This window comes from Ancylomarina longa, assembly GCF_003996985.1.
In the GTDB taxonomy this organism is placed as follows: Bacteria; Bacteroidota; Bacteroidia; order Bacteroidales; family Marinifilaceae; genus Ancylomarina_A; species Ancylomarina_A longa.
In genome coordinates this window covers 158,015-177,467 of the sequence record NZ_RJJX01000002.1, presented here as the reverse complement: position 1 = coordinate 177,467, position 19,453 = coordinate 158,015, and the positions used below count along the sequence as shown (strand labels likewise).

16 protein-coding genes and 5 tRNA genes are annotated in these 19,453 nt (G+C 34.9%); 9 read left to right on the top strand and 12 right to left on the bottom strand.

From position 1 onward, the window contains the following. Positions 1-151 precede the first annotated feature (151 nt). The 8 genes from DLK05_RS02855 (at position 152) to DLK05_RS02820 (ending at position 10,141) form a co-directional block, all read left to right on the top strand. The gene (locus DLK05_RS02855; protein ID WP_127342472.1) at positions 152-4,492 is read left to right on the top strand and encodes a CusA/CzcA family heavy metal efflux RND transporter; all 4,341 of its coding nucleotides are present in this window, start codon (positions 152-154) and stop codon (positions 4,490-4,492) included. A gap of 18 nt (positions 4,493-4,510) precedes the next feature. Beyond that, positions 4,511-5,725, top strand: coding sequence for an efflux RND transporter periplasmic adaptor subunit (locus DLK05_RS02850; RefSeq protein ID WP_127342471.1), 1,215 nt, complete (start codon positions 4,511-4,513; stop codon positions 5,723-5,725). A 75-nt stretch (positions 5,726-5,800) separates the two neighbouring features. Beyond that, positions 5,801-6,139 (top strand): P-II family nitrogen regulator, encoded by a 339-nt coding sequence (locus tag DLK05_RS02845; protein ID WP_127342470.1) that lies wholly within the window; start codon positions 5,801-5,803, stop codon positions 6,137-6,139. 67 nt (positions 6,140-6,206) lie between these two features. Next, positions 6,207-6,593, top strand: coding sequence for a DUF302 domain-containing protein (locus DLK05_RS02840; RefSeq protein ID WP_127342469.1), 387 nt, complete (start codon positions 6,207-6,209; stop codon positions 6,591-6,593). Further along, complete coding sequence (locus DLK05_RS02835) at positions 6,586-7,395, top strand: cation efflux transmembrane domain-containing protein (RefSeq protein ID WP_127342468.1); 810 nt, start codon at positions 6,586-6,588, stop codon at positions 7,393-7,395. The genes DLK05_RS02840 and DLK05_RS02835 overlap by 8 nt, the downstream gene beginning before the upstream one ends. 731 nt (positions 7,396-8,126) lie before the next feature. Then, on the top strand, positions 8,127-8,870 hold the full coding sequence (locus tag DLK05_RS02830) for a DUF6261 family protein (RefSeq protein WP_127342467.1): 744 nt from the start codon (positions 8,127-8,129) through the stop codon (positions 8,868-8,870). 192 nt (positions 8,871-9,062) lie between these two features. Further along, on the top strand, positions 9,063-9,713 hold the full coding sequence (locus DLK05_RS02825; RefSeq protein ID WP_127342466.1) for a S1 family peptidase: 651 nt from the start codon (positions 9,063-9,065) through the stop codon (positions 9,711-9,713). Further along, entirely contained in the window at positions 9,710-10,141 is a 432-nt protein-coding gene (locus tag DLK05_RS02820) for a hypothetical protein (protein WP_127342465.1), read from the top strand. Before DLK05_RS02825 ends, DLK05_RS02820 begins: the two co-directional genes overlap by 4 nt. 172 nt (positions 10,142-10,313) lie before the next feature. Here the strand turns inward: DLK05_RS02820 and DLK05_RS02815 are convergent, their stop codons facing one another. The 9 genes from DLK05_RS02815 to DLK05_RS02775 all read right to left on the bottom strand — a co-directional run bounded on the left by DLK05_RS02815 (position 10,314) and on the right by DLK05_RS02775 (position 14,027). Further along, positions 10,314-11,111: a DUF1338 domain-containing protein gene (locus DLK05_RS02815; protein WP_127342464.1), complete on the bottom strand. Its 798-nt coding sequence runs from the start codon at positions 11,109-11,111 to the stop codon at positions 10,314-10,316. 227 nt (positions 11,112-11,338) lie between these two features. Further along, a tRNA-Asp gene (locus DLK05_RS02810) sits at positions 11,339-11,415 on the bottom strand. A 28-nt stretch (positions 11,416-11,443) separates the two neighbouring features. Next, a tRNA-Asp gene (locus DLK05_RS02805) sits at positions 11,444-11,520 on the bottom strand. 27 nt (positions 11,521-11,547) lie between these two features. Then, positions 11,548-11,624 (bottom strand) — tRNA-Asp (locus DLK05_RS02800). 25 nt (positions 11,625-11,649) lie between these two features. Then, positions 11,650-11,726 (bottom strand) — tRNA-Asp (locus tag DLK05_RS02795). A 31-nt stretch (positions 11,727-11,757) separates the two neighbouring features. Further along, positions 11,758-11,831, bottom strand: a tRNA-Asp gene (locus tag DLK05_RS02790). 152 nt (positions 11,832-11,983) lie between these two features. Continuing rightward, entirely contained in the window at positions 11,984-12,532 is a 549-nt protein-coding gene (locus tag DLK05_RS02785) for an RsmD family RNA methyltransferase (RefSeq protein WP_127342463.1), read from the bottom strand. Then, the gene (locus DLK05_RS02780; RefSeq protein WP_127342462.1) at positions 12,523-13,371 is read right to left on the bottom strand and encodes a DUF3822 family protein; all 849 of its coding nucleotides are present in this window, start codon (positions 13,369-13,371) and stop codon (positions 12,523-12,525) included. Before DLK05_RS02780 ends, DLK05_RS02785 begins: the two co-directional genes overlap by 10 nt. A gap of 14 nt (positions 13,372-13,385) precedes the next feature. Then, the gene (locus DLK05_RS02775) at positions 13,386-14,027 is read right to left on the bottom strand and encodes a hypothetical protein (protein WP_127342461.1); all 642 of its coding nucleotides are present in this window, start codon (positions 14,025-14,027) and stop codon (positions 13,386-13,388) included. 89 nt (positions 14,028-14,116) lie between these two features. Here DLK05_RS02775 and DLK05_RS02770 point away from each other — a divergent pair, with 89 nt between their 5' ends. Then, positions 14,117-15,553, top strand: a complete 1,437-nt coding sequence (locus DLK05_RS02770; protein ID WP_127342460.1) for an ATP-dependent DNA helicase — start codon at positions 14,117-14,119, stop codon at positions 15,551-15,553. Here DLK05_RS02770 and DLK05_RS02765 read toward each other — a convergent pair. From DLK05_RS02765 to rfbD, 3 genes are read right to left on the bottom strand one after another with little or no spacing between them, the layout of a single operon-like run. Then, positions 15,550-16,770 carry a response regulator gene (locus DLK05_RS02765; RefSeq protein ID WP_209319674.1) on the bottom strand — a complete coding sequence of 407 codons (1,221 nt, stop codon included), beginning with the start codon at positions 16,768-16,770 and terminating at the stop codon, positions 15,550-15,552. The genes DLK05_RS02770 and DLK05_RS02765 overlap by 4 nt on opposite strands. 41 nt (positions 16,771-16,811) lie before the next feature. Beyond that, a complete protein-coding gene (locus tag DLK05_RS02760) occupies positions 16,812-18,557 on the bottom strand; it encodes a phospho-sugar mutase (protein WP_127342458.1) in 1,746 nt (581 codons plus the stop codon). An 18-nt stretch (positions 18,558-18,575) separates the two neighbouring features. After that, on the bottom strand, positions 18,576-19,448 hold the full coding sequence (gene rfbD, locus DLK05_RS02755) for a dTDP-4-dehydrorhamnose reductase (protein ID WP_127342457.1): 873 nt from the start codon (positions 19,446-19,448) through the stop codon (positions 18,576-18,578). Positions 19,449-19,453: the final 5 nt, after the last annotated feature.

The following is a 19,453-nucleotide window of genomic DNA, read 5'->3' as shown; positions in this document are numbered from 1 at the left end:
TCGGTTTTCCATCACTTAAAATTATAAGTACGCTTAGGCTATACTGAAAATTTGAAGATTGTATAACACAAAAAATGCTTCGAATTTATTTTAGCATTTTGATATTCATTTGGTATAAAACCAAATTTCAAACAAATAAAACAGATATGAAATGATAAATAAAATAATATCCTTTTCAATAAAGAATAAGGCACTGATCTGGCTGATGACCATTGGTCTGATTATAGGTGGAATATATTCCATGAGCAAGGTGCCTATTGATGCTTTGCCAGATATCACAAATAATCAGGTACAAGTGATTACCGTGGCTCCAAATTTGGGTACCGAAGATATTGAGCAGTTTGTTACTTATCAGGTGGAGCTTGCTGTGGCAAATTTGCCTGATGTAATCGAAATACGAAGTGTCTCACGTTTTGGGCTATCTGTTGTAACTATAGTTTTTGAAGAGAAAGCCGGCACATACTTACCCCGGCAATTGGTAAGCGAGGCATTAGCCGAAGTAAAGGAGAAAATTCCGAAAGGATTTGGGGAACCGTTTATGGCACCCATTAGCACAGGATTGGGCGAAATTTATCAATATACTCTTGAAGTAGATCCCAAATACGATAAAGTTTACGATGATATGGAACTCCGTACAATGCAGGAATGGATAGTAAAACGCCAGATGGCAATGCTGCCAGGTGTTGTGGAGGTAAACTCATTTGGTGGACGTGGTAAACAATACGAAGTGGCTGTAAATCCTGAAAAACTTCGTAGCATGGACTTAACCATCACCGATATTTTTGATGCTCTTGAAGCCAATAATCAAAATACAGGCGGGGCTTATATCGAAAAAAATCATCAGGCCAATTTTATCAGGGGCGAAGGATTAATGCGTTCGTTAGAGGATATAAAAAATACTTTGGTATCAAATCGTAATGGTCAGCCGGTATTTGTGAGAGATGTTGCTGAGGTAAGATATGGTAATTTTGTTCGTTACGGTGCATTTACTAAAAATGGAAAAGGAGAAGCTGTAGGTGGTATTGTAATGATGCTAAAAGGCGATAACTCTAATGAAGTAATTAAATCCGTAAAGGAGCGAATGGCATTAATTGAAAAATCATTACCTGAAGGAGTAAGTATAAAATCCTTTCTGGATCGTAGCAAATTAATAAAGAAAACGACATCGACTGTTGCCGAAAACCTTTCGTTGGGAGCATTAATAGTAATTTTTGTGTTAGTTATTTTCTTAGGTAATTTCAGAGGAGGGCTAATTGTTGCTTCTACTATTCCGCTGGCATTGCTTTTTGCTTTTATCATGATGCGTGTATTTGGTGTATGGGCAAATTTGATGAGTTTAGGATCTATTGACTTTGGAATACTTGTTGACGGGGCAATAATTATCATTGAAGGAATGATATATTATCTGCATAAAAAAGAGTTTATTGGTACTAAACTGCCAGCTTCAAAGCGGAATGAATTAGCTTTTAGCTCAGCAAGTAAAATGATGAATTCTGCCTTTTTTGGCCAAATAATTATTTTAATTGTTTTTGTTCCGGTATTAGCCTTACAGGGGGTTGAAGGTAAAATGTTTATTCCTATGGCAATGACTTTTGGTTTTGCCATGTTGGGAGTGATTATTTTATGCTTGACTTATATTCCGATGATGGCTTCGATTTTTTTAAGTCCCCCAAAAAGTATAAAAAAATCTTTTGGTGAGAAAGTTATAGGTAAGTTAGAGAATGGACACTATAAGCTTATTGGCTGGGCATTAAAACATGCAAGAATAGTAATTGCTTCAGCATTGATACTTTTAGCTTTGGGAGGATTCGTCTCAACAAAAATGGGTGCCGAATTTATACCTCAACTCGATGAAGGTGACTTTGCTTTTCAAGCTTTTCTCAAACCGGGAACCTCTTTAGCCGAGGCAACAAAATCTTCCACGCGATTGGAGCAAATAGTACTGGAGAATTTTCCTGATGAAATTGAAAGTATTCAAAGTAGGATTGGAGTTGCTGATCTTCCTGTTGACCCTATGCCCATGGATATTGCAGATATTTTTGTGATTTTAAAACCTCAGGGACAATGGACAAAAGCTAAAACTAAGGACGAATTAATTGATAAAGTACGTGAAAAAATTAGTGTGCTTCCTGGAATTAATTATGAATTTACCCAGCCCATTGAAATGCGTTTTAATGAGTTGTTAACGGGGATTCGTGAAGATATTGCGATTAAACTTTATGGGGATGATTTGAATGTTTTAGCAGCCAAAGCACAGGAGATTTCAAAACTTATTGTTGGGATTGATGGTATAGCAGGAGTTAAAGCAGAGGCAACACAAGGTTTACCTCAAATAACCATTCATTATAATCGAAATAAATTAGCTAGATATAATTTAAAAATTAATGACCTGAATACTATAATTGAAACCGCATTTAGTGGAGGGGTAGCAGGTGTTATTTATGAAGGTGAAAAAGTATTTGATCTTGTAGTGCGTTTAGATGATGAGCATCGTAAAAGTATTAATGATATCCGCAATCTTTATGTTGACCTACCTGATGGTAACCAAATTCCTATTAAAGAAGTGGCAGATATCAGTTATCAGCCGGGACCGATGCAGATTAGCCGCGACAATACTAATAGACGCACATATGTTGGAATTAATGTGGAAGGAAGGGATATTAAATCCTTAGTAAATGAAATTCAACAAACCTTAGATGCCAAACTAAAATTACCACCGGGATATTACATCAGATACGGAGGTGCTTTTGAAAATCTAGAAAGGGCTTCCAAAAGACTTTCACTTGTAGTTCCACTCGCCCTGGCATTGATTTTTATGTTGGTGTTTTTTGCTGTTAAGTCATTTAAGCAGACTCTTATGATATATATTGCAGTACCTTTTGCTGCTATTGGAGGTATTTTATCGCTGTATATGCGGGATATGCACTTTAGTATTTCTGCAGGAGTCGGATTTATCGTACTTTTTGGAGTGGCTGTACTCAATGGACTCGTTTTGGTAAGTGGTTTTAACGAACTAAAAAAAGAAGGTAAACTTGGACTTTCCGATATAATTAAAAAAGGGTCGGTTCGACGTCTTCGTCCTATAATTTTAACAGCGGTAGTTGATATGTTAGGATTTTTACCCATGGCAATTTCAACATCGGCAGGAGCAGAAGTGCAACGTCCTTTGGCTACTGTAGTAATTGGGGGAATGTTTACGTCTTCTCTGCTTACACTCCTTGTTCTTCCTGTTCTGTACCGATGGGTTGAATCTGGTAAGATCAAATTGAAAATTCCTGTTCCAAATAAAACTTTAGTAGTCATGGCACTAGTTATTGGGAGTATTGGTTTTTCAGGGAGTTTGAAAGCTCAAGATTCAATTTTAACATTGAAACAGGTTATTGATAAAGCACAAAAAAACTATCCGGCAATTCAGGCCGCTCAAATGGAAGTTGACAGGCAAAGAGCACTTAAAGCAACAGCCTATGACTTGGGAAAAACTTCGGTTTATACCGGAAAAGAAGAAGTCGGAAACAATCAACCTGGTGTTTATAACCAAATAGGTATCGAACAAACAGATATTGATATATTTGGTATTCCGGCTAAAAATAAATTAGCTAATGCTCGTGTTCAACAAGCTGTTTCAAAACAAAATCTGACCGGCTTTACCTTGGTTCGTGATGTTAGCATGGCATGGTATCATGCGGTTTATGCCAAACAACAATGGTTATTATATAAACAGCTCGATAGCCTGTATGCTAATTTTCTAAAAGCGGCCAAATTACGGTATAAAACCCAGCAGACGTCTAAATTAGAATATCTTTCGGCATCTGCAAAGTATAAAGAATTGCAGGTAAGCATTAAAAAAACAAAAAGCAATTACTTGGCTACATTGGAAATTCTTAATCAGTATCTGATGTTGCCCAATTCTTTTGATATAGATTTACAAAGCACAGGAAGTAAGCTTTTTAATGTGCCTTTGGTTGCCGATTCCCTAACTATAAGCCCAATTTTAGCGTATTATTCAAATGGCATAAGTGTAGCTAAATCGGAATGGAAAACCGAAAGATCTAATTTTTTACCTAAAATAAACTTAGAGTATAAAAAACAATCTATTGATGGAAACTCCGGGTTTTATGGATGGCAAGCAGGTATCTCTATTCCTATGGTGTTTTTTTCACAAAAGGGAAAAACGAAGGCTGGTAAATTAAATTACCAGATTGCAGGTAAGGAATATGAACAGAAGCGTTTGGCTTTAAAAGCCGGATATAAGCAACAAATTAGCCGCTATCTAACCTTAATGGAAGTGCTCGATTATTATCAAAAAGAAGCATTGCCTTTGGTTGAGGAACAAATTACAGCTTCCAGACTTGCATATCAACTGGGAAGTATCGACTACGTTCAGTTTATTCAAAATATAGAGACGGCAATTAATACAAAAAAGGAATTTTTAAAACAGCAGGCAGAATATTTTCAATTATCTGCTCAGTTGAAATATTTAACAGGTAAATAATCGAAAAATCATATAAAAATGAAAACAAAAATATATTTAGTATTTATCATGGCCATTACATTGTTGTCGTGTAATTCAGAAAAAAAAGAGAATCAGGAAATTGAAGAGCATGAAAAACAAGGTATTGAAGGGGTGGTAATTCTAAATGCCAATCAACTTAAAGCTTTGGATTTAAAATTGGGTGCTTTTCAAATGCGTAATTTAACTACAACCGTAAAGTCAAATGGACAACTGGAAGTACCGCCTGAAAATAGTGCCGATGTTACAGCTATTATTGGAGGTAATGTAAAAACAATTAATGTATTCCACGGTGATAAAGTAATAAAGGGACAACAACTTGCTACCCTCGAACATCCCGACTACATTGCCTTACAGGAAGACTTTGCAGAAATATCGAGTAAGCTTGAATTCCTGACCGAAGAGTATAAACGTCAGAAAGAGCTATTCGATAATAATGTGGGTTCCGGAAGAGATTATCAAAAAACAAAGTCGGAATATAATACCGTTAAGGCTAAATACGAAGGACTAAAATCACGTTTGCAATTGTTGAATTTGTCACCACAAAAAGTTGAAAAGGGAGAAATTTCAAATACGGTAAGTATTAAATCACCTATTAATGGTTTTATCAACGAAGTAAATATTAAAATTGGAACTTATGTTGATGCAAAGGATATACTATTTGAAATAACCAATAACGATGCAATTCATGCAGATTTTATGGTTTACGAGCAAGATGTTCATCGTATCAAAGAAGGGCAAAAAGTGCATTTTAATGTTGCTAATCGCCCCGAAGAAGAATTAACAGCTACAATATTTGCAATAGGAAAAGAATTTGAGGAAAACTCAAGAGCAGTTCATATTCATGCAAGGATCAATGAGAAAACATCTGATTTGATACCTGGAATGTATATCTCAGGACATATTCATACCGATAAAAATTATACCCGCACATTACCCAATGATGCTATTGTTAATGAAGGAACAAAGTCGTTTGTTTTTGTATTGGATAATAAAGCTCTTGAAACAGCTAAGCATGAAAGCAAAGTTGATGAGAAAGACAATGAGCTTACCGAAATGGCTTTTCGCATGGTAGAGGTAATTACCGGCTTAAAGGAGGAAGGGTATACAGAAGTACGTCTTGTTGACTCATTACCTAATAATTCGGAAATTGTATTGAATGCAGCTTATTATCTTTTGGCTGATATGAATAAAGGAGAAACTGGCGAAGAATAAATATTTTATTATAGCATACTTATAATTTGATATTAAAAATTCAAGTGTAGTAAAGTGCAAAAAAAAACATGTATTATGAAAGAGATAAAAGCAGTTGTAAGACCAAATAAAGTGAATGAAATCGTTTCTCAATTAAAGAATGCTGGTTTCGAAAATATAACCCTTTCTTCTGCCGAAGGAACAGGAAAATTACAGGATGAAAATGCATTTGTATCACAAAAATTTTCTGTTACCGATAGTCCCGTTGTTAAATTAGAATTAGTTGTTGAAAAAGAACAGGTGGATGGTATTGTAAAGATTATTTCTGAATATGGAAGTACTCTAAATCCTGGTGACGGACTGATTTATATTTCAGATGTAGAAAAGGTTTTTCGCGTTAAAACTGGTAACGCGAACGGAACAAATAAAAAATAGACTCATTGCAAGTTGTCTGATCTGTTGGGCAACTTGCAGTTTATATTATTCACATAAAACAAAGCTTATGAAATACTATTTCGAAAAAACAACAAATTACTCTTTTAATAAAGCGGTTGAAAGGGTAACAGAAGAACTTAAAAAAGAAGGATTCGGAGTTTTAACGGAAATCGACGTTCAGTCCACTCTAAAAAAGAAATTGGATGTAAATTTTAAGCCTTATAAAATTCTTGGTGCATGCAATCCTTCCTTCGCCTATCAAGCATTACAGACCGAAAATAGAATCGGTGTAATGTTGCCATGTAATGTTATCGTTCAGCAAATTTCAGAAACTCAAACAGAAATTGCTGCGGTTGATCCTATGGCTTCGATGCAGGCTGTTGAGAATGAAAAATTAGCAGATATTGCTATCGAAGTCCAACAAAAAATAAAAAGAGTAATTGAAAATGTATAAAAGTGTTTTTATTATTTCTAAAATGGACTGTCCATCCGAAGAAAATATAATTCGGATGAAACTAGATGGTATGCCGGTTATTAAAAAGCTCGATTTTGATATTGAAAACAGAACGCTCGAGGTTTTTCATTCCAAAGAAAATCTGGAAATACAAGCACGTTTGGAAGACCTGAATTTAGGAGCGAAGCTATTAAATATCTCAACAATTGAAGAAAGTGAAGTTGAGATGGAAAGTACAGCTGTTCAATCAAAATTACTTTGGTCGGTATTGATCATCAATTTCGCTTTTTTCGTAATTGAAATAACGACAGGCTTTTTTTCCCGATCAATGGGTTTAGTTGCCGATTCTCTCGACATGTTAGCCGATTCGTTTGTTTATGGCTTAAGTATTTGGGCCGTTGGTTCAACTGTTATTCGTAAAAAGAAAGTAGCCCGTTTAAGCGGTTATTTTCAGTTATCTCTTGCTCTTTTGGGAATGATAGAAATTCTCAGACGATTTATTGCTTCTGAAGCAATGCCTGATTACCGCATAATGATTGGAATATCTATTTTAGCACTTATTGCTAATTCAGCTTGTTTGTATTTGTTGCAAAAATCAAAAAGCAAAGAAGCCCATATGCAGGCAAGTATGATTTTTACATCAAATGATGTTATCATTAATACAGGAGTTATTCTAGCAGGGGTGTTAGTCTTACTCACTCAATCAAAATATCCCGATTTGATTATAGGATCAATTGTTTTTTTAATTGTTGTGAAAGGAGCTTTACGGATATTGAAGCTTGGGAATACAACAAATTTATAAAATAGATTAAACGCTTTTCCGATTCCTTCGGAATACCTATACTTTCTAAAGCTCCGTATTTTTACAGAGCTTTTTTTATAAAGATCTTTACGAGTGTTAGAGCCGAAATATTAAGCCGATTTCCCGGGCTTTGATACTGTCTCAGATTTTCTTTAAATCTGAGTTTCTTAATACTTTTTCCATTAAATTTTCTTCTGATCTCACTTTCTGAGACGATTTTTAAGGGACTTTAGCTGAAATCTTAGCGTAACAATACTTTAAAAATTGAATTTTCTTCTGAACTGAGTTTCACAATACTTTTTTCAGCGAATATTTTTATGATCTAAGTTTCACAAGCTGTTTTTCCGTTGATTTTTCTGAAATCCGGGTTTCTTAATTCCTTTTTTATTGAATATTCCTCAAATCTGACTTTCTGAGACGATTTTTAAGGGATTTTAGCTGAAATCTTAGAATAACAATACTTTTTCCAGTAAAATTTCTTCTAAACTGAGTTTCACAATATATTTTTCAGATGATTTACTTCTGATCAGAGTTTTGAATATAAATTCTCTCTTTATTTCAGATAAAAATTTACTAAGATAATAAATTCTGTGTTCATTTTGACCTGCCAATTCTGCCAACTTTATTTATTCATAAATTTTAATATTTCACTCAAAAAAAATTTCATAATTAAATATTATTTTTTAAATTCGGATTCTAAAATTACTATAAACCCTTTAACCCGAATTACAATGGATACAAAATTATTGAGTAATTGCACTGCAAATGAAGTATATGACACTTATAGCAATTGCTTATCAGTACTAAATCAGCAAGATTTAAGTGCTGATTCAAATTTAACCGGAATATCAACAAGACTAAGCGACAGAGGAAAAGTACTCCTACACTCCATTGGAGTAGAAAAGAAGTCGGAATTTACTTCTGAGATTTCAGCTTTAGATGATATTTTTGATAGCAGATTGATCTGTTTTAAAAAGTTTGTTGATGCAAATAGACATCTGTCCGACCAGAATAAAGTTGAAAAAGCAAATAAAATTTGGAGTAAAATAGAAGCAAATAATCCCTACATGTATAAATTGGGATACGAGGAACAAATGACCCAGGCTTTATCGCTTTTCGATGATTTGGATGATGATATATTTCAGGCTGCCATGAGTGAATTGTACGGTGTGGCAGAAAGCTACGAACAAACAAAAATAGCTCACACTAAGCTGCAAACTATCTACCGAAAAGGTCAGGAAGTAAAAGCATTGAAGGAGCAAGTGGTGCCTTCTAATAATGTGAAAAAAGAAATCCTTGATATTCTCAACACCAAACTTCTACCATATTTGGATATTTTGGCCTACAATCAGCCAGATGTTTATGGAGATACCTACATCAAAATTATGCACTACATCGATCTGGTAAATACAAAAATCAGGACTCGCAGAAGCAAAGCTGTACCCGATGAAGAAGTCAACAGCGAAGTGGAATAAGTCATAAATTTAAATTAAACAAAAGTGAAGTAGAGACAAGGCTCGTAGGTCTTGTCTCTTTGCTAAGAGCTATTTTAAATTTGAGTTGGCAGATAAACACTTTTTATGAATAGATAAAAGAAATATACGCTGTGGTGTTTATTTAGGAGTTGGCAAAATAGAAGAATCGTACGCAATTTAAAATAAAATTATATGAATTTATTTACTCAAATAGTAGTTACAGTCGGGAGAATTACAGAAAATGGTGTAGGAATGTTAGGTACAGGATTCATCATATCAAATGACGGAAAGATAGTTACAACGAAACACGTTGTTGGTGGAGATTCTACAAGACTAGTGGTTTTAATGCCACATATCAGAAATATTAATGACTACCAAGACACAACAGATACTCGGTGTCAACCTGTACCCGTAGAAGTTCTTGAAATTGACCCACTTAAAGATTTATGTATATTAAAAGCTGACATTCAGTTTTCTGGTAATTTACCAACCTTGGGTTCATTCGATAATGTCGAAATAGGTGAAGAATTGGGAATATTTAGTTTCCCCCATTGTGTTGCAGGAAGAAGAGTTCTGACATTTCAGAAAGCTGAACTTGGAGCAAAAGTATTACTCGATTCTAGTACTATAAAATCTAAACACGGAGTTATAAATTCTCAATCTAGACCTGGTCAATCTGGTGGTTTGATATTTTCAAACAGGTCACAACAAATTGTTGGTGTTTTAATAGGGGCTTATGCACCTATGCAAGGTGGAGGAATCTCTTTAGGGGGAATAAATCCACAGGAGTTACATCAAACTACACATTGTATATCAGCAGAATATATATCAGAAATGTTATGAAAGAAATAGAAAAGATAGAACTTAATGAATGGCTTTCAGAACTTAAAGCATATCAGAGAAATAGTATTGAAGCCTTGATTGAAAGTTATGGTGAAGAAGAAGCTGCTGAAAAGTGGATAACATCGAATGGACCGTCAAACAATGTTCCGTTTGGAGGTGAAAGTAATAGAGACACAAAACCATTTTTTGAAAGATTTAAAGTAGAATTTGGAAAGTTTATTTGTGGACATCCCGATTATGAGGAGTATAGAAAGAAACTAGGTGCAGAATCACCAATTATAAAATCAACATATATAGCAATAATTTCTGCAGCTTTAGGTGCTACTTTAGGATTTACTGCGACTCTCTTAGCTCCAGCCGTAGCAATATTATTAGCAAGTGTAGGTAAAATGGGATTAAATGCTTACTGTCAAGGCTTAGAAATATAAAACTACTTTGCCTAATAAATAGAACTAGGAGCGGTTTGCAAGAAAGCGATGAGTAGGTGTTGATCTGCAAATGGGGCTTATTATCCGTATTTACTCCTCTGTGCTCCAAAATAGTAAAGCCTTCGAATCATAAGAATCGAAGGCTTTTTTTGCATGAATATTACCAATCCTATTACTCCCTAAAATTAGTGCTATCAAATATTTTATTCGCATTGGCGGCGATAAAACCAGAGAAAAGCTTTCCGGTTTTATCCGGATAACGGATGGCAAATTCATAGAAGCATGCAGGAACTTCAAAAACTCCTTCTGTAAATTCCATCTGAATGATTTCTGAGAGGGTAGAGGACTGCTGTAAGAGCTTTTCAGGAGTTCCTTTAATTTCTCCCCCCGAAGTATTCATTTCGTGTCTGCTATCCTTTATAAACTGATTCACCTTTTCGATGGTATCGTATTTTTGAAGCGCATTAATACTCACCGTAAAATGATTTACCCTAAAACCGTGTAAATAGAGCCATGCAGCATATTCCGATTCTTTCCGCAATAATTGAAAGGTCTTATAGGAAGGTTTTCCCCATACATTGCCTTTATGGATAAGATCCTTATCAGCATACACATCATCACTAACAGAATTGAGATGCTTCCGGATAATTTCCTGAAAACCCGTTGAGAATTCCGAGAGAATCAATTCCGAAATAAATACCCGGGGAGCATCGGTAATGCCTGGATGCTCTAAATGAACAGCATTCAAGTGCTTGTCTTCGAATTTATATTCTCCCCGATATTCATATCCCAGTTCCAGAAACTTTTTTGCAAGTACTTTGATATTCATCTTTACATCGTCGAAGGTTCGGAAAGCAACATGATCGTTGACAACCAATTCGTTTTCTTGAATAAATAAGTCGTGTATGACCTGCGCGGTAGGATTCTGAAGGGTGTATTCCTTCCATAGTGCGTTAAATAATTGTTGCATAAGGTGTAATTTAAATATTTTAGTAAATGAATATACGAAATAATATCGATTTCATTTTTGATGAATGGGAGGGAAGGCAGAGAGGAATTTCGATTGGTCTGTATGGTGTTTTGGTAGGATCGGGGAGGCAGGCTGGAATTTCTTCTCTTGAAATCATTCGGTCGTTTGTGCAAACTTATTCAACCAAAAAAGCCTTCGATTCCAGAGAATCAAAGGCTTCTATTTTTTGGCGGTCTGGACGAGACTCGAACTCGCGACCCCATGCGTGACAGGCATGTATTCTAACCAACTGAACTACCAAACCAAAAAATGTAAAAAAAAACTAATGTTTTTGGCGGTCCGGACGAGACTCGAACTCGCGACCCCATGCGTGACAGGCATGTATTCTAACCAACTGAACTACCGGACCAAAATATTGTAAAGAACTTAATGTTTTTGGCGGTCTGGACGAGACTCGAACTCGCGACCCCATGCGTGACAGGCATGTATTCTAACCAACTGAACTACCAAACCAAAAATGTAAAAAAACTAATGTTTTTGGCGGTCCGGACGAGACTCGAACTCGCGACCCCATGCGTGACAGGCATGTATTCTAACCAACTGAACTACCGGACCAAAATATTGTAAAGAACTTATTTGCTTTTAGCGGTCTGGACGAGACTCGAACTCGCGACCCCATGCGTGACAGGCATGTATTCTAACCAACTGAACTACCAGACCATTTTTTTTGATAGCGATGCAAAGATAATGCAAGTTTTTTGACTTGCAATATTTACATTCAATTTTTTAACAAATAATCATGCTTAAGTCAGTAAAATAGCGGTTTTGAGCGTGTTACAAAAGTGAGAAATCAAGTAATTAATTCCTGTTTACTATTCTTTTTTTGCTGAACATTGAAAGAAACTAAAATTCACACTTCCATAAGTCCTTTTTTCCATAAAAGAGGGGTGATTGGAGAAATCATTTTTAGAGGAATGTTCTACAATTAATATTCCCTCTGCATTTAATAAATCCTTCTCGATTATCAAATCAGGAATACTTTCCAAGTCTTTCAAATCGTAGGGAGGATCTGCAAAAATCATATCAAATTTTTGATGGCATGTTTTTAAAAATCTAAAAACATTGGATCGGATTGGCAGAATTTGATCCAATTCAAGTTCCCCAATTGTTTTTTGAATAAATAAAAAATGTTTATGATCCAATTCTACACATATTACGCTTTTGGCTCCTCTGGAGGCAAATTCATAGCTGATTCCTCCTGTACCACCAAATAAATCTAAGACAATAAGATCTTCAAAATCGACTAGATTATGGAGTACATTAAAGAGGTTTTCTTTTGCAAAATCGGTTGTTGGACGAGCCTTAAAATTTTTATCCGGATGTATTCTTCGCCCTTTATGTGTTCCACTTACTATTCGCACATGGATAAATTTAAGAGATTAATAAATTGGTTGTATTCCTTTTGCGGAATATCGTCTTTCATCCTTAGATCGGATGGCAGGTTTCTCACTTCAACTTGTCCCAGGTATTTTCTTAACAGTTGGATGACTTTACTATCCTCCTGTATAATGCCATCCAATATAAGCTTGCTTTTTTCATTATTCAGCTTTTGTTGCTTGTATATATTTAAAATATAATAAGCCAAATCGGTATCCTCTTTATAGGCAAAATTGTTAATGAAATGCTTTCTATTCGGATTTGGAATAATTAAATGGAAAAAATCTTTTTGAACATTTACGAAAACATTTGGCTGGTTTTCCAATTTGCTTTGTGATAGGGAGGTATTCAAAAAAGGAAAAGTGTGATGTAATAGTGAAATATTCGAATAATGAGATTCCAGTAGATCCTTGAAGGCTTCCGGAATAGAAAACACAGACCAGGAATCTAATTCTTTCATTTTATTCCAGACTAATTTCTCACTTTTATCCAGCGAATGGCAAAGTTGGTAACTCTCATGAGCAAATTCAGGAGAGAAAAATTCCGATGGAATCAATATTGATTCTTGCGAAATCCAAAGAACACTTACTTTTTGAAAGGGAAGGTTGAGAATGGTACTATTTCTTAAATTCTCCTTAAAAGAATTAATAGGATCTGAATCCGATTTATCTTGAAAGGGAGTATAAGCATTTAAGGATATACAATTTTTATTGCTATCCAGTATAGAAAAAGAAAATCCATCCAGACCAAGCTGGATGGATAGATTATATTCTTTTGTTTTGTTTTGATCAAATGATGAGTCAACAAATACAAAGTCGTCCATAGATATTTTCTAAATTACTCCCAGTTACCAGCGTTGTTATTAGCTTCTTCAAGAGAACCAACCATTAATCCAGGGAATTTGTTTATACGAATACGATTACCATTTTCTTCCAAAAGTTCATTATTGTAATCATCTCGTACATCTTCAAAAATTATCATATTAGATACTCTTGCTTCAAAAACCTGAACTTTAACTTTAGAACCTGTTACAAAAACACCTGCACCCAATTTAAACTGATGTTTACCTTTGGTAAATGGCACATATCTTAATTTCTCAATTGGATATTTCTTACCAAAAACAGTATCAAGAGCGGAAATCATAATCGTATCACGTGTTATGAGACCTTTTTTTACAGCTTCTTTTTCTGTCATTCCAGCTTCCACTTGCTCATCAGTCAATGAGCCAATAGACTTAACTAAAGGCATTGAATCTGTTTTGATAAAACTGATTAAAGTATCGAAACTTCCAGTGTATTTGCCATTTACTTCTTTGTATGCAACTTCTGCTCTACGAATATCTTTAAGTTGGGTGATAATTCGTTCATATCTTTGCTTTTTTATTTTACCAAATTTGATAGGCTTGTTAATGCTTTGATAGCTAAAGAAAGCAAGTGCAACAATTGCTATGGCAAGTAAAATTTGAAAGGCTTTTTTCATTTCTATTCTTATTAGTTTGTGTAAGTTTGTCTGCAAATTTAAAAAAAAAATCTATTTGACTATTTTTATATCTATTAAAATTAAAAGAAATGCTAAAAAATCATATCGCTGATAAGATTCAGGAGAATTTAAAATTCGAACCTACAGCTGATCAGCGAGAGGCAATTGATTTATTAGCAGATTATGTAACTCGAATTAATGAGACGAGTTTGTTTCTTTTAAAAGGATATGCAGGAACTGGTAAAACGAGTTTAGTAAGTGCACTTGTTTCTACACTTTCAGATATGAAGATTACTTCGGTCTTGTTGGCACCAACAGGCCGTGCTGCAAAAGTGCTTTCTCATTATTCCCACAAAACGGCTTATACAGTTCATAAAAAGATATACCGACAAAAATCGCTCACTGATGAAATGGGAGTGTTTGCTCTTGATAGAAATTTGCATAATAACACAATTTTCATTGTAGATGAGGCTTCCATGATATCAAATTATTCTTTGGAAGCTTCAATTTTTGGTTCGGGGTGTTTGCTAGATGACTTAATCGAATTCGTATTCTCTGGCAAAAACTGCCGCTTAATACTTATCGGTGATTCCGCCCAGCTGCCTCCTGTGGGGCTGGATGTTAGTCCTGCCTTGGATGCATCTGAATTGGAAGGATCGTACAATTTAAATGTGGAGGAGGTAACTTTAACACAAGTTGTTCGTCAGAATAAGGAGTCGGGAATATTAATGAATGCCACAATTCTCAGAAGCATGCTTGCCGGGAACACTACTGGCTATCCTTTCTTAAATACAGAGCATTTTCCAGATGTTTCGAAAATTAATGGGGGCGAGCTGATTGATGAAATTTCTTCTGCACATGATAAATATGGACTCGAAGAAACAATGATTATCAGTAGATCTAATAAAAGGGCGAATCGCTATAATCAAGGAATTAGAAATTCTGTTCTTTATAGGGAGGAGGAAATCTCAAATGGTGATTATTTGATGGTGGTGAAAAATAATTACTACTGGGCTCATGATATTGAAGATGTCGATTTCATTGCCAATGGAGATATTGTTGAGATTGTAAGAATTCATAAATACACCACTATTTACGGGTTTAGATATGCGGAAGTGACTATCCGTTTTCCGGATTATAAGGATATCGAGATGGATACTCTTATCATGTTGGATACCCTAAACATTGAATCGGCAGCCTTGGGAAGAGAAGAAAATAAAAAACTGTTTTTTACTGTTGCCGAAGATTATTCTGATATTCGAAATAAAAAAAAGAGGTTTGAGAAAGTAAGAAATAATAAGTTCTTTAATGCCTTACAAGTAAAATTTGCATATGCAGTTACCTGCCATAAAGCTCAGGGAGGACAATGGAAGGCTGTTTTTGTGGATCAGGGATATCTTACAGATGAACTATTGAATAGAGAGTATTATCGTTGGTTATATACTGCTGTTACCAGAGCCACAGAGCAATTGTACTTGGTTAATTTTAATAAAGATTTTTTTCCTAATGAAGCAGACAATAATTAGATTTCAATTCCAATAACCAGAATGTCGTCTGTTTGTTCATTATTGTGTTTCCAATTTTCAAACCAGGTGAAGATATCCGATTTTTGTAAATTGATAGACTTATTTTGGACATCAAGTAATTTATTGAAGAATTGTTTTCTTTTAAGTCTTTTCTGCTGCTCTCCACCCAATTGATCTGTAATTCCATCGGAGTAAAGGAATATCCTATCTCCAGTATTTAATTCAATTTTTCTGGTAGTAAATTCCAGAAATTCGGATTCTTTGCCAATAGAATTACGATCTCCTTGAATTTCAAATAAGGAATAATCCTGATTGCTATCTTTTGGGGTTATAATATCATTGTCAACCTTAAGAGAAGGAGCATTTTTTCGAATCAAAACTAAAGAACGTTTGGCACCGGCAAACTCCAAAATATTTTTCTTAGGGTAGATAGAACAAAATACTCCATCCATGCCATTATATTGGGTATAGGTATCTCCGGATGTATTCAGGACTTGACTGAATTTTTGACTTAGTAAGGGGAAAATAGTGTCAATTTCTATTTCGTTACCATTTTGAGATAAGGTGTGTAATTCCATTAGCCCCATTACGGTAAGCATAGCAGCAGGAACGCCATGTCCTGTACAATCAAATAAAGCTATACTTTTTTTATTGTAGCCCTGTTGGATCCAATAAAAATCACCACTAACTACATGTTTTGGCAAGTTGATAATAAATGATTTTGAGAATAACCGTCTGAAATTCTCTGCATCAGGTAAAATGGATTTTTGAATTCTTTGAGCATGAATCATACCTTGATGAATATCGTAGTAGGATTTATATTTGCTAATTTCTTGTTTTTGTTCGTTAATTTGAAAGGCAATAAGAACCTTTGTTTGGAGTTCGGTAAAATCAATTGGTTTCTTCACGTAATCTTGTGCACCAAGATTTAATGTAGCCTTAATACTTTCCATTTCGGTTTTTGCAGTAACCATTATTACAGGAATCTCTTTGAGACGTTCGGTTGCCTGAATTTGTTCCAGAACTTCAATTCCGTCCATAACTGGCATCATGATATCTAAAAGAATAACATCAGGAATGTTATCCTCCAACCATTCGAGTGCTTGATGTCCACTCTCTTTAGAGATAACATTGTACTCTTTTCTAAAATAGGCTTCTATTAATTTATTGTTAATAGGTGAGTCGTCAACAGATAGGATGGTTCTAGTAGTCATCATAAGTAAAAAAGTGTAGGGTAGCATTTGCTACCCTAAAAATATCAGTTTAATTTTAAGGAACGAACAATTCCTTCGATTTTTTTATTTGCTCGATCTTCCGTCGCATAAAAATCTTCTAATGATTTTAATTCTTCACGAACCTCAAAATAATATTTTATTTTAGGTTCCGTACCAGAAGGGCGTACTGAAATTTTAGTACCGTCTTCTAAATAAAACTGAAGTACATCTGCCGTAGTTTCAAAATCAAGATCAGTTGTTTCTCCAGTAATCGGATTAGCCGCTTTTCTGGTTGTATAATCTTTAATCAAAACCATAGCCGATCCATTAATTTCCGAAGGAGTGTTGAATCGATAATCGTGCATCATTTGGTTGATTTCCTGAGAACCTTCCAATCCTTCTCTAACAATATATATCATCTTTTCTTTGGAGTATCCATACTCTATATAGATTTCCTTTAGAATGTCAAATAAATTTTTGTCTTGATCTTTAGCCCAGGCAGCAATTTCGGCCATAATACTACAAGAGGAAACTGCATCTTTATCTCGGGTGAAATCGCCTGGCATGTATCCAAATGATTCTTCGCCACCACCTATGTAGTTTTTATCCTGATTTTTACGAACGATATCGGCAATCCATTTAAAACCGGTGTAAGCATCAAAGCATTGAACGTTGTTCTTTTCGGCAACTTCTTTAAAAAGTTCTGTTGTTACGATGGTTTTTACAACGTAGTCGTTGCCGGTAAGTAGTCCCAGCTCTCGTCTGCGTTTAATAAGATAATAGGTAAATATTAGTGCTGTTTGGTTTCCATTAATAATTTCCCATTCTTCTTTGTCATTCTTTACGGATATACCTAAACGGTCCCCGTCAGGATCACAAGCCATTACCAAATCAGCATCAATTGCTTCGGCTTTGTCAATTGCCATTTTTAAGGCTTCCGGTTCTTCAGGATTTGCAGACCATACAGTTGGAAAATTACCATCAACAACATCTTGTTCCGGAATATGAATAATATTTTCGAAACCGTAGTTTTTCAAGGATGCAGGAACTAATTTTACAGTTGTTCCATGAAGTGGTGTAAATACAATTTTTAAATCTTTTTGATTTTTAATTGCCTCTGGTGACAGACTCAGCGTTTTTACCGTATCCAGATATAGCTGATCCATTTCAGATCCTAGAACTTCGATTAAATCAGAGTTTCCTTCAAATTTGATTTCCTCTACTTTTACCGACTTTACTTCTGTGATAACATTTTTATCATGAGGAGGAATCAACTGGGAACCATCTTCCCAGTAGGCTTTATAGCCATTATATTCTTTAGGATTGTGCGATGCCGTAATAATAACTCCGGATTGACAACCAAGATGACGAATGGCAAAAGACATTTCGGGAGTTGGTCGCAAATCCTCAAAAATATAAGCTTTGATACCATTGGCAGAGAATATATTGGCTACTGTGTCTGAGAATAATTTGCTATTGTTACGACAATCATATCCAATACAAACCGAAATTTGATTTTTGCCTGCAAAAGTCTTATTTAAATAATTGGCAAGGCCTTGTGTGGCAGCTCCAACAGTGTATATATTCATTCTGTTGGTTCCAGGCCCCATCTTGCCACGTAAACCACCGGTTCCAAATTCAAGATCTTTATAAAAAGAATCAATGAGATTGGTATTGTCCTCTTGTTCCAATAATTCTTTAACAGCATTTTTTGTGGCCTGATCGTAGTTGCCTTCAAGCCATATATTTGCTTTTTCTTTTACTGTTTTTAAGATTTCCGTCTTATTCATTTTGTTGGTTTATTCTGGTTAATTATTCATTCGATGAATGCAATGCTTCATACTGGTTCTCCAATGAGGGATTTCCAGATCAAAAATATGTTTAATTTTTGATTTATTCAAGACACTATAATGCGGTCTTTTTGCAAGACAATGAAAATCTTTACTTTCGATAGCACTTATTTTGCACTTATTTCCAGCACTTAATTGAATTTCCTGAGCAAAATCATACCAACTACAAACACCTTCATTGGAAAAATGGTAGGTGCCGTAATCCTTAAAATTATTGTCTTTTTCGATATGTGAAATTATTTTGAGAATGCTCTTTGCTAAATCATAGGCATAGGTTGGAGTTCCTATCTGATCAGCAATGACTTCTAATTCAGTTTTATTTTTACCCAATTGAATCATAGTTTTTAGAAAGTTTTTGCCAAAGGGAGAATAGAGCCATGAGGTTCTTATAATTATATGATTTGGAGTTGTTTCTTTAAGCAATTCTTCGCCTTGCAATTTTGTTCTCCCATAACTTCCTTGCGGATTTGTTGAATCGGTTTCGGTATATGGTTTGAAATTCTCACCAGAAAACACATAGTCTGTCGAAATGTGAATTGGGATAATGTTATTGTTAGATGCAAGCTCAGCAAGATTTTTAACAGCTACGGCATTTATCAGTTGAGCAGTATCTTCATTCTCTTCGGCTTGATCTACATTGGTATAAGCGGCACAGTTTATCAAATAACGAATATCTTTTCCTTCTATATAGGATTGTAAGGCTGTTTTATTTGTGATATCAAGTTCTTCAATATCTGTAAAGAAAAAATGAAAGGAATCGTATTCTGAAGATAAATCTCTGATTTCACGACCTAACTGTCCATTGCTACCTGTTACTAATAAATTTATCATGAAGT